Origin of the sequence: Aequorivita soesokkakensis (assembly GCF_001641085.1) — a bacterium.
In the GTDB taxonomy this organism is placed as follows: domain Bacteria; phylum Bacteroidota; class Bacteroidia; order Flavobacteriales; family Flavobacteriaceae; genus Aequorivita; species Aequorivita soesokkakensis.
The window spans coordinates 1-12,952 of record NZ_LXIE01000051.1; the positions used below are offsets into that span (position 1 = coordinate 1).

Genomic DNA, 12,952 nt, shown 5'->3' on the forward strand with positions numbered 1-12,952 from the left:
AACCGAGGTTTTTTAGTTTTGCTTATAACTTATAACTGAAAATTATTCCCCGCCTAAAAGTGTAGCGATTTTTGCTTCCAAAGCTGCTCCGCGCAAGTCTTTATCGATGATCATTCCATTTTCATCTACTAAAAAAGTCGCAGGAATTGAACGCACATTGTATTGTTGAGCAATTGGATCTTGCCACCATTGAAGGTTTGAAACGTGATACCAGTCCATTTTATCATCTTTTATGGCCTGTATCCATTTATCTTTTGCGTCGGCTTTATCTAAGGAAACACTGATTATATTTAAACCTTTGTCGTGATATTTGTTGTAAACATTTACCACATTAGGGTTTTCCATTCTGCAAGGTTTGCACCAAGATGCCCAAAAATCTATAATGGTGTATTTCCCCATCGAATCCTTTAATGACATTGTTTCACCGGTTGGAGTTGGGGCGCTAAAATTTGGAGCGGCACTTCCTACCTCGGCTTTTTTCATAGTTTCAAGATTTGTTTTCAAATCCTTTACTATTTCTGATGCTGCAAGTTTTGGATCCAGATTTTCTAAATAGGCAGAAGCTTCTGCAGGTGTAATTTCTTTTCTGCTAACCATTTCAGAAATAAGCATTACCGCGAAAAGGGAATTGTTGTTGTCTTTTAAGTATTGTTTTTTATAATCCGTTTCCTCGCTCACCAAATTTAAATTTTCACTTTGAATTCTGGCTATAGCCATAGTGTCGTTCGCCTGTCTTGCTTCGCGGAAACGCTCCATGCTTTCTTGTTTCTTTTTGTTGAAAGAAGTCATTTTTGAAACAAAGTTGCTATAAGCTTCATTTTGTTTTCCGCCAACTATTCGTGATGCTTGAATACTGTCTTTATAGATTGTTGCGGTCATATCCTCATTTTCTGGAAAATATAAAACAGAACCATTTACTTCATTGATTCTTAAAAAATTCAAATTTAAATCTTCGCTTTTTGGATAGGTTGCAGAAAATTTTCCTTGGGTAACTTTCAAAGTGTCAATTACCTTTGGTTGTTTGTTTTCCAAGGTATAAACAAATATTTCGGTGCCATCTGCAAAACCTACGGCATCGCCTTCCAGTTTATAAGTGTTAGTATCTTTGTTACAGGAAATTAGTAAAATTGTAAGGAGTGATGCAAAAAACAGTCTCATAATAGGGTTTTTAGAATTTCGACAAAAATAACGGTTTATTGTTTCATTGGAATAATTGTTGTTGATTTTATTTTTTATTAACACAATTCAAGCTTTTTAAACCTTACTTTTATTGGTTAATAGCTATGAATACAACCATTCAACAAAAAGATGACTAAAGAAAAAAAGGAATTTCCATTAAAAATAAAAATAGGCTTCAAAAAAGTGTTTGATGCCTATAGGGAAAAAGCGGGAGAAAGTGATTTATTAAAAAAGCAGGTTTCAGAAATACTTTCTCTGGAAAAAGATTACCCAGCTTTGACTTCTGGAATTTCTGATTTTGAAAAAATTTCAAAATATAAAGAGCAGATCGATATAATTCTAAATCCGTTATTTCCTTCAGTATTGGAAAACAATGAAATTAAATTTGCTACAATTCCCTTTCAAGAAGTAGCTTTTAAAAGCACACAACGATACAAGGATATTCTGAAAAATGCCGGGAAAGATTTTTCCATGGACATCATAAATTTTGATGAGGATCAATTTTATATTATGGGCTGTAGCCTAATTTTGAGTCATCATTACGGCGAAAAGGTAGATTTTAAGCGTTCCTTTTATTACAATATTCCAGATGGAAATGGAATGGTTAAAAACTATAGATTGTTTTATAATGCCGATTTTGTTGAAATCCAAAAAACAGCAAAGGCAAAAGAAATTTCACAGGACGATATAAATGAATTGCTGGAAAGCTTTGAGGACGTTTCAGTTTGGAAAGAAAAATTTCCTCCCGGAAGCTGGATTTTTAATGGTTTTGTAATTGCGACATTAACAGACGTTACAACGGATGTGTCCATTTCCGAATTCAAAACCAATTTGCTCCGTTTGGAAAAAAATGGCGGATTTCACAATACCGAGTTCAGCCGTATTTTTCGGGCCATTTTCAATCTGAAGGAGCTCATGATTGGTTTTACGGATTATAACGAAGAAAATGAATCTTTTGAGCGTACGCTTTTCAAGGAGATTCCAAGTTTTATTCTTCAAGGGAAAAAATCACAGGTCAGCAAAGATGCGCTTTGCAGTGCTTCCTATTATACACTCTTCAAGCAAAAGGAATTTTATTGCGTAACGGATGCCGAGAGGTATCATAAAATGTATCCCGAAAATCTGCTGTATAAAAAAATGCTGGATCAGGGAATGAAAAGCGCCATTTTTGCCGCTATCGTTTCAGATGAAAAAATTCTTGGGGTGTTGGAACTCGTTTCTCCAAACGCCAATGCGCTTAACACCATAAACGCCAATAAACTTCGGGATATTATGCCTTTTCTTATTGATTCGGTAGTGCGATCAAAGGAAAATTTTGAAAACGAACTGGAACTGATAATCCAAGAAGAATGTACGGCCATTCACAGCAGTGTGCAATGGAAATTCCGCAAGGAGGCAAAACGCTATTTAACGTCCTTAACAGAGGGAAACCCGACGTTTTTCCGCGAAATAGTTTTTGAGGATGTACACCCACTTTACGGACAAACCGATATAAAAGGTTCATCGGAAGCTCGAAATTTAGCTACAAAGCAAGATTTAAAGTTACAGTTGACCTATATAGAAACTGTATTGAAAAAATTATCCAATCATACTTTCTTGCCCATTCTTGAGCAAATGAATTTTACCATCACTGGCTATTTGAAAGAAATAGATGAGAATCTACAGGTAGATACCGAAAGGAATATCATGAATTTTCTGATTTCCGAAATTGTACCGTTTTTTAAATATATAAGGGAGAGAAATGAAACGTTTAAACAGTTGGTTGATGAATATTATGAACTTATAGATTCAGACACAGGGCTCGTCTATAAAAACAGGAAAGATTATGATGAATCGGTTATGCTTATAAACAAGAGGCTCGCTTCGGTATTGGACAAAAAACAGCAGGAAGCCCAAAAAATGTACCCTCATTATTTTGAGCGATTCAAAACAGATGGCGTAGAGCACAACCTCTATATTGGAGAAGCTATTACTAAGGAAAAATCTTTCAATAAAATATTTCTGAAAAATCTTAAGCTTTGGCAGTTGCAGATTATTTGCGAAATGGAAAACAATTATTACCGTTTGAAGGATAAACTGCCCGTAGAGCTGGATGTTGCCTCTATGATTTTGGCATTCAACGGCTCGCTCTCGCTGAGATTTAGAATGGATGAAAAGCGTTTTGATGTTGATGGCACCTATAATGCACGTTACGAAGTTGTAAAAAAACGTGTGGACAAAGCAAATATAAAAAACACCGAAGAGCGCATAACTCAACCAGGAAAAATAGCAATTATATATTCCCAAAAAGAAGATGAAGAGGAATATTTAAAGTATATCCATTTTCTTCAGCATCAAAAATTGCTTGGGGAAGAAATCGAAATTTTGGAGCTTGAAGATTTGCAGGGTGTTACAGGTTTAAAAGCGCTGCGTGTAACGGTCCTTTATTCCAAAAACAGTGATAAAGTGAAAGAATATTATACCTACGAGGATTTAATCTCACAAATCGAGGAATAAATTTTATTGTTCCAGATAGAAAAATAGGGCAAAGGCAATCAAGGAAATAATAGTTCCCGCCACGAAAATAGTGTAGGTAAGTCTTAAAATCCGGTATTTTCTGTCCAATACTTTTCCCAAAAAGTATAAATCCTTTGTAAGCGATTTGTAAACGTAGTTTCTATCTTTCAACAATTCATCAATGGCCCATTCAAATTGGTCGAGTTCCATTTTGTGGAAATTCCCAAAAAAAGTAAGGTTTACGTTTTGCTTTTCCACATCTTCCTTGGTAAACTCTCCGCGGGTAACATTTGGCCTCGTGGCTATTACTGCCAAAACCATTGTGATGGCGCTAAAAAGAACGAATAGGGCAGTGGGTATAATTAAATAATTATTATTGTCCAATTTTGAAATAAGGTTTGAAAGCACTAACGAAATGATAATGGCATTTACGGAAAGCATAATGTTTGCCTTTGTATCTGCAATGTCACTCAATTTCATATGATTTCTTAAAGCAGTGCGGTAAAAAGTTTGGATTCCGCGTTCCGGGCTGTCGTTTTTATATTTAGCCTTTAACTTGGCCTTCGTTTTTTCTTTCTGAAATTTCTCTTTGTTCTTTTTTCGCTTATTAAGGAGCTTTGAAAGGTTTTCTTCCTTAGTGGGTTGCCAGTTTTTCAGGGCATAATCCGTATAAAACTGATGATTCTCCACTAGAACTTTTATGTTTTCTTCAAGCCATTCCTCTGCAGTATAGTTATGAATATTTTGTGATATATATTCCTGCCTTAAAAACTCGCTGGCTTCTTCAAAATAATCTTTCCCAAAGTGCGAGGAATCCGCATCCCGAATAATTTTTTCAAGTTCGTTTTGTGGAGTTGTATTTTTGAATTTTGTAGCTAAAATGCAATTTTTCACACCTTCAATTATATCTTCCTCAACGCCTTGTTTTTTCAAAAAATCAACCGCAATTTTTACACTTTCCTCTTCGTGGTTTTCACGGGAAACGGTATAGCCAGAATCGTGTAGCAAAGCCGCAAAACGTAGTGTTTTAGCATCTTTAACATCAATTTGGGAGTTTTCAATAATTTCGTTTATACTTTTATAAACACGTTTTGTATGAGTATAATTATGATATATAAACGTGTTTGGAAGCTTATTTTTAAATAGTTGGAATATAAATTTATCAGTAGCTTCAACAGTAGTGTCCATGTAAAAAATTTAGTTATCCAAAGTACTAAAAAATCAACACCGAAACAGATACATGAATAAAATTAACATCTTTATAACTTTTGCCGTTGCGGCAATTTTTTCTGGCTGTGCAACTTACGGCCCGCAGTACAAAACAGGTGAAAATAGCCTCCCCAGTGAAACTTCCGAAAAGGAAATAGACAAAACGTTCTATTTAATAGGAAATGCCGGAAATTCTGGGAATGAAGCTTCAAAATCCATCCAATCCCTCAAAAAATATTTAGCTGAAAACAATACCGAAGATAGTTATGTTCTGTTCTTGGGAAATAGTTTTTATCCCTCGGGAATGCAGCCAAAGGACGATGCTTTGAAAAATGAAGCTGAAAAATCTATGGACCAGCAACTTGAAGCTTTAAAGGGATTTAAAGGAAAAATAGTGGTACTTCCCGGCAACCGCGATTGGAAAAGTGGGGTGGACGGACTGGAATTGGAAGAAGATTTCCTTAAAGCGAAATTTGACGATGCCGATGTGCTACAACCAAACAATGGCTGTGGTTTGGAAAGTATAGATATAAATGACAATGTGCATTTGCTCGCGCTGGATACCCAGTGGTTTTTGGAAGATTGGGACGATTATCCAAAAATGAACGATAAGTGCGACATAAAAACCCGCGATAAATTTTTTATAGAAATTGAGGGCGAACTAAAGAAAAATGCCAATAAAACCATTATTGTCGCACTGTACCATCCGCTTATTACCTACGGAGAGCACGGCGGAAAATACCCGCTGATACACAAAGACTTTTTCAGCACATTTATCAAACAAGTTAAAATTCAAGGCGCGATTTCCAAACAGGATCGTTATAATGAACGCTATAATGAATTGGCCGATAGGTTAAAAGTACTTACTAAGGATGTTGACCGTCTTGTGTTTGTTTCTGGATCGGATGAGTCGCTACAATATATTGAGAACGGTTCGGTAAAACAAATTGTTTCCGGTGCCGGTTCTGGCGCAACTGCGGCTGCTTTGGGACAGTTTGGGGAATTTTCTTATGGAGGACAAGGTTTTGCAAGACTTGATGTTGAAAAAAACGGCGCATCGGAAGTGCGCTTTTTTAAAGCGAATGACGATGGAACTTCAGCTTTAGTTTTTCAAAAGAAAATATTTGATGCTGAAAAGCAATATGATTTTTCCACACTTCACGAAAATTTTCCGCCAACTACAAAAGCAAAGATTTACACAGATGAAATGGTTGAAAAAACGGGCTTCTACAAAACCGTTTGGGGAAAACATTACCGTAATATTTATGGCACAGATGTAACCGCTAAGAATGTACTTTTGGATACGCTTTATGGCGGACTAAAAGTAGTAAGGGCCGGAGGCGGCCACCAAACCCGCTCACTCAGGTTGGAGGATAAAGAAGGAAAAACTTACAATATGCGCGCTCTTAAAAAAAGCGCTGTGCAATTTCTACAGACTGTTATAATTAAGGACAAAATGGTAGAAGATGATTTTCGAAATACAATTCCGGAAGATTTAATCCTTGATTTTTATACCGCCGCACATCCCTATGGTGCTTTTACAATTCCCCAGTTATCGGACGCTGCTGGAATTCTTCACACAAACCCAAAACTGTATTATGTGCCAAAGCAAAAAGCCCTCGGAAAATATAATGAGGAATATGGCAATGAACTTTATATGATTGTGGAAAGGCCCGACAAGGAATTTGACGGCAAAATTTTCGGTTATCCCGATGATGTGGAAAGCACGGACGATTTGCTTGCAAAACTTCGCGAGGATGAAAAATACAAACTGGATGAAAAAGCCTATATCCGTGCCAGGGTTTTCGATATGTTGATTGGCGATTGGGACCGTCACAATGACCAATGGCGTTTTGCCCAACACAAAGATGACGATGGAAATTCTTTGTTTGTGCCCATTCCGAGAGATCGGGACCAAGTTTATTCAAATTTTGATGGCGGTTTGCTAGACGTGGTTAGAACCTTGTTCAACACATCGCGACAATTTCAGGTTTATGGCGAAGAGCTTAAGCACACTAAATGGTTCAATGCGGCTGGTATAAAACTGGATCACGCTTTGATCCAAAACTTTGGAAAGGAAGCTTGGCTGGAACAGGCCGCAATCATCCAAAATAACGTTACCGATCAAGTAATTGAAAGTGCTTTTAAGGACCTTCCGAAAGAAGCCCAGGATGAAACCGCAGCAGAAATAAAGCAAAAACTAAAAGGAAGACGCGATAATATAGTGAAAATTGCGGGAGAATATTATGATTATCTCGCCAAACTGCAAGTAATCACAGGAACCGATAAGGATGATTATATTGAAATTACACGCCTGCCGGAAGGAAAAACAAGTATAAAAACTTACAGAATAAAAAATGGCGAAAAGGGAGATTTAATGGTCGACAGAACTTTTGATGCGAAGGAAACCAAGGAAATTTGGGTGTATGGTTTGGACGACGACGATGTGTTTGAAGTGAAGGGAGACGGAAACAATCCAATTTTCTTAAGAATTATTGGAGGTCAAAACAACGATACCTATAAAATTACCAACGGCAGAAAAGTGAAGGTTTACGATCAAAAAAGTAAAAAAAATACCGTGGAGGAAAAAGGTGGGGCTACTTTCCGATTTACTGACAACTATGACTACAATACTTTTGATTACAAAAAACAAATTCAGTCTGTAAATTTATTTCTGCCGGTCATAGCTTTTAATCCAGATGATGGTCTTAAATTAGGCTTTTCGGATCTTTTCACTGTAAATGGTTTTCAACGAAATCCGTTTTCACAACAGCATCGTGTTGCCTTTGGGTATTATTTTGCTACGCAAGGATTTGATGTGAATTACGAAGGAGAGTTTGCCAATATTTTCGGAAATTGGAATTTCTTGATTGGCGGCTATTTCCAAAATGCGAATTTTTCAGAGAATTATTTTGGTACTGGAAATGAAACCATAAACCCAGATTATGAATTTGATATTGGACTGGATTATAATCGTGTAAGAATAGGTGGTTATGGTGCTTCCTTTGGATTTAAAAAAGATACACCTTATGGAAGCAAATTTCAATTCAAGGCAATTTTTGATGCAATTGAAGTAGAGGGAACGGATGATAGATTTATATCAGAAGTAATTCCTGCCCCGACGGAATTGGACGAGACCAAAAATTTTGTAACCGCTGAAGGAATTTATCAGTACGAAAGTTATGATAATAAAATAAACCCAACCCGAGGAATGGACTTTTCATTGGTTGCCGGGGGAACGCAAAATATAGAAGATAGTGAACGGATTTTCGGTTATGTGAAACCTTCAATTATATTCTATAACGCTATTACAAGGGATAGAAAATTGGTTTTGAAAACAGACGTACGCGGACAGTTTAATATTGGAAACAATTACGAGTTTTATCAGGGCGCACAGTTAGGTAGCGATACAGGATTAAGAGCTTACAGAAATGAGCGTTTTACCGGTAGAAGTGCAGCTGTTGCCGGCGCTGACCTTCGTTATAGCTTCAATAAATTCCGTACCGCTTTGACCCCTGTGCAAATAGGTATTTTTGGTGGGTATGATGTAGGAAGGGTTTGGGTTCCGAATGATACTTCAGATGTTTTTCACAGCTCTTATGGAGGAGGACTTTGGGTAAACACAGCAGATTTGTTGAGTGGAACCTTCAATTTATTTAGTGGGGAAGAAGGATTGCGTTTCACTTTCGGCTTGGCGTTTTCAATGTAAATGATGTATGATTTTTAAAAAGGTTTACTTTCTATTTTTTATTGTTTTTATTTCTTCCTGTGCTACTTATGCGCCGCAGTTTAAGGATAAAGAAGCAAATCCAGTATATCCTTCGGAAAAAAAAATAGAAAAAACCTTTTATTTGGTAGGTGATGCCGGGCTTTCCCCTATGGGCGGGATGAGCGATGCGCTTATTACATTTCAGAACTATCTCAAAAACGAAAAAACGTCCGGAAACTATACAATTTTCTTAGGAGATAATATTTATCCTGCAGGAATGGATCCCGAAGGCCATCCGCGCCGAAAGGAATCTGAAAATATGATAGATGCCCAACACAAAGCTGTGGTCAATTATAATGGGCAGACTATCTTCATTCCCGGAAACCATGAATGGTACAATGGTGGCGTTTTGGGCGTTGCCCGTGAAGAGAATTATGTGGAATCCAAATTTCCCGAACAGGATGCTTTTAGACCAAGCAATGGTTGCCCTTTGGAAAGTATTGAGGTTTCCGATAATATTCAATTGATTATCATCGACACGCAATGGTTTTTGGAAGACTGGGACAAAAACCCAACCATCAATGAAATGTGCGATATAAAAACCCGTGAAAAGTTTTTTATTGAACTTCAACTGGAACTTGAAAAAAACCAAAACAAGACCGTAGTTTTTGCCATGCACCACCCCATGTTTACGAATGGAAACCATGGGGGCTACTTTGCTTTGGAAAAACACCTATATCCAACCCAGAAAAAAATTCCCTTGCCTATTTTGTCTTCACTGATTGTTCAGGTTCGTTCCCAAGGTGGCGTTTCTGTTCAGGATAGATACAATGAGCTTTATAATAATTTAATGACCCGTTTACAGCAACTTGTAAAAAACAACAAACGTCTTGTTTTTGTTTCAGGGCATGACCACAATCTACAGTATATTGAAAAAGAGGGTTTTCATCAGATTGTTTCGGGTGCTGGGTCTAAAGAATCTTATGCAGCTACTGGTGAAGACGGTTTTTTTAGTACAGGAAAACAAGGATTTGCTGTTTTGGATGTTTTTGATGATGGCTCATCCTGGGTGCGCTATTATGTGAAAGGGGAAAATTATAAGCCAGAACTTCTTTTTCAGAAGGAAGTTATCCCCGCTTCTAAAAATTTTGATGTATCAAAATATCCTGAAATATTTCCTCAGGAATATACAGTGCCTATTTATAAACAGGACAGCATCAGCGAACCCTTATTTTTCAAAACTGTTTGGGGCGCCAAATACAAGCAGGCCTATTCCCAACCGGTAAATGCTAAAGTAGCTTCTTTGGACACCCTTTTTGGAGGATTGCGAGTTGTGCAGGAAGGAAATGAAGGAGATTATAATTCATTATTGCTGGCTGATAAAAATGGCAATCAGTATAGGATGCGGGCCATGCAAAAGAACGCTTTACAGATTTCAAAAAAACTGGTTTTTGAAGATAACAACACCAAACCTTCCGAAGTGGAAAAACCTGACGTGCCTTCTCTAAAAGGACAGAATGCTAGTTTTTATACCGCTTCGCATCCGTATGCGGTAATGGCAATACCAGATATGGCTCAGGCAATAAATGTTTTTTATACAACCCCTCAATTATTTTATGTGCCGAAGCAGAAACGTTTGGGTAATTACAATGAAAATTTTGGGGACGATCTGTACCTTATATCCATAGAACCTTCCGAAAGGAGTGAAGGGGAAGGACTTTTTAAATATCCCGACGATGTGGAAACCACGGATGATATTTTGATAAAACTACGCAAAACAGGAAATGTTTTCGTGGACGAGGAAAACTATATAAAGTCCAGACTTTTTGATATGTTAATTGGCGATTGGGACCGTGAGCCTGACCATTGGCAATGGGCAGAATATTACAACAGCTACAAAAAAAATGTATATGTGCCCATCCCCAAAAACCGGGATAATGCTTTTTCAAGCTTTGATGGAAATATTTTCGACTTTACGCGTTCGTTATTTAATGGGTCTAAGCAAACACACGTTTATGGAAAGAATCTGACAGATCTAAGATGGTTTAATAAAGAAGGTGTAATTCTGGACAGGGCATTGCTTGAAAATTCAGGTCGGGGCCAGTGGAAATATCTCGCCAAAGTGTTACAGGATAGTATTACGGACTCTGTAATTGAAAAGGCTTTTGGCAAAATTCCTCAGGAAGTACAGGATGAATCTTTGGAAGAAATTAAGCAGAAACTGAAAGCCCGCAAAAAAAATCTGGTTGAAATTGCGGATAGTTATTACACCTACCTTTCCACGTTGCAGACCATTATTGGAACAGATTATGACGATCTTTTTGAAATTACCCGTATGCCGGACGGAAAAACGAATATTAGAAGTTTTACTACCATAAACGGTGTTAAATCTGACACTTTAACGGACCGGACCTATTCAAATAAAGACACCAAAGAAATCTGGATATACGGTCTTGGCGGAAAAGATAAATTTACCGTAACTGGAAAAGAGAACAACTTGATTTACATCCGTATTATTGGAGGGCAGGATGAAGATATTTATAGCTTGAAAGAGGGACGAAGGGTAAAGGTGTATGATTATGAAAGCAAACCAAGTATTGTAGAAGAAAAGGAGGGCGGAACCCTTCGTTTTACGGATGTGTATAATTTGAACACGTATGACTATCGGAAACAGATTGACCGTTCGCAGGGCTTGGTTTCCGCAATTGGTTACAATCCCGATGATGGGTTTAGGGCCGCGCTGCAATACGTATATCGGGTAGATAATTTTCAGCGAAATCCCTTTTCACAGAAACATGTGGTGAATGCGGCTTATTTCACTGACATCAACAGTTTTGAACTTTCCTATTCCGGGGAATTTGCAAATATCCAAGACGACCTGAACCTCAGCTTTGGCGCCAGACTTACGAGTCCAAATTTTAAAATGAACTTTTTTGGCTTCGGAAACGAGACACAGAACTTTCAAGACAGCGAAGGTTTTGAATATAATAGGGTTGAAGTGCAGCATATTTCTGCAAATATTGGACTGCTTCGCAATAGTAACTTTGGTAGTTTCTTCAAACTGCAAACCACTTTTGATGGGTATGAAGTGAACAATTCGCCAACAAATTTTATTTCGAATATAAATTTGGAGAACAAAGGGGAAACCAATTTTTTTGGGACTTTGGAAGGAATTTATAACTATAGGAGCTATGACGATATTTTAAATCCAACATTAGGGATGCTCTTTGATTTGAACGTGGGAATAACAGATAACCTGAAAGATACTGATGATATTTTTGGGTTTATAAAATCGCGAATTGGGTTTTACAATACCTTGGTGAAAAATAGAACTTTGGTGTTGAAGACAACCGTGAATTACCAACTTAATATTGGGGACAGATACCAGTTTTACCAAGCTGCTAATTTGGGTGGGGATAATGGCTTGAGAGGGTATAGGGAACAACGCTTTACCGGAAAGTCATTTTTGGTGGGCAGCGCAGATGTACGGTACAGCCTTCCAAAATTTAAGATTGGTTTGATTCCGTTGCAAACCGGAATTTTTGCAGGAACAGATTTGGGAAGGGTTTGGTTACCTGAGGAAGATTCCAAAAAATGGCATAATTCCTATGGCGGTGGATTTTGGATTACGGGCTCAGGAGGATTAAATGCTAACTTAAGCCTCTTTAATTCTATTGAAGGAACAAGGCTTACTTTTGGACTGGGATTTGATTTTTAATAAAAGAATTAAGAGCCAAAATACAAGGCTAAAAAACGGGAAGAAATTCTAAATTCCTTCCCGTTTTTTATAAATTCTAATAATGAAAATTAAGCTTCCGGATGGTTATCTCCAGCCTTCATCATCCAAGCATCCAACATCCAGCTTATTTTTTCGATATGCCCAATGAAACCGCCAATCATATCAATGGTTCCTTCATCGCCTGCAGCATCAGCTTTTTCAACAACATTGCGCATTTGTTTCAAAAGCTTTCCGTGGTCGTCAAGGAGTATTTTTACCATTTCAATGTCTTTAGTATCTTCAGAAGATTCTTTGATATTGCTCATCTTTAAATAATCTGTAAAATTACTGGTTGGCTGAAAGCGGAGGGTTAAAATACGTTCGGCAATTTCGTCAACTTTCAATTTTGCGTCTTCATACATTTCCTCAAATTTTATATGAAGATCAAAAAAGTTATGGCCTACAACGTTCCAGTGGAAATTTCGAAGTTTTTGGTAATACAAATGATAATCTGCCAACAATACATTCAATTCTTTTGCTGTGGTAGTTGTTTTCTTTTTATCAAGGTTTAAATAGCCCATATTTTTTGTTTTTAAGAGTTTCCTCAAAGATAATCAACCCCCGTGGGGCAATCAATTTTT

6 protein-coding genes are annotated in these 12,952 nt (G+C 37.3%); 3 read left to right on the forward strand and 3 right to left on the reverse strand.

Going from position 1 to position 12,952, the window contains the following annotated elements; translation table 11 throughout:
- Positions 1-42: 42 nt before the first annotated feature.
- Complete coding sequence (locus A7A78_RS14660) at positions 43-1,158, reverse strand: TlpA disulfide reductase family protein (RefSeq protein WP_068763224.1); 1,116 nt, start codon at positions 1,156-1,158, stop codon at positions 43-45.
- 150 nt (positions 1,159-1,308) lie between these two features.
- Between A7A78_RS14660 and A7A78_RS14665 the strand changes: the two genes are divergently transcribed.
- A complete protein-coding gene (locus A7A78_RS14665) occupies positions 1,309-3,675 on the forward strand; it encodes a cell surface protein (protein ID WP_068763225.1) in 2,367 nt (788 codons plus the stop codon).
- A gap of 3 nt (positions 3,676-3,678) precedes the next feature.
- Here the strand turns inward: A7A78_RS14665 and A7A78_RS14670 are convergent, their stop codons facing one another.
- The gene (locus A7A78_RS14670) at positions 3,679-4,863 is read right to left on the reverse strand and encodes a Pycsar system effector family protein (RefSeq protein ID WP_068763226.1); all 1,185 of its coding nucleotides are present in this window, start codon (positions 4,861-4,863) and stop codon (positions 3,679-3,681) included.
- A 52-nt stretch (positions 4,864-4,915) separates the two neighbouring features.
- On the opposite strand from A7A78_RS14670, the gene A7A78_RS14675 reads away from it, so the two are divergent.
- Together A7A78_RS14675 and A7A78_RS14680 are read left to right on the forward strand one after the other, a co-directional pair.
- Positions 4,916-8,593 carry a phosphoesterase gene (locus A7A78_RS14675; RefSeq protein WP_068763227.1) on the forward strand — a complete coding sequence of 1,226 codons (3,678 nt, stop codon included), beginning with the start codon at positions 4,916-4,918 and terminating at the stop codon, positions 8,591-8,593.
- A 7-nt stretch (positions 8,594-8,600) separates the two neighbouring features.
- Positions 8,601-12,311, forward strand: coding sequence for a metallophosphoesterase (locus A7A78_RS14680; RefSeq protein ID WP_068763228.1), 3,711 nt, complete (start codon positions 8,601-8,603; stop codon positions 12,309-12,311).
- A gap of 89 nt (positions 12,312-12,400) precedes the next feature.
- Here A7A78_RS14680 and A7A78_RS14685 read toward each other — a convergent pair whose 3' ends face one another.
- Positions 12,401-12,892, reverse strand: coding sequence for a Dps family protein (locus A7A78_RS14685; RefSeq protein ID WP_068763229.1), 492 nt, complete (start codon positions 12,890-12,892; stop codon positions 12,401-12,403).
- Positions 12,893-12,952: the final 60 nt, after the last annotated feature.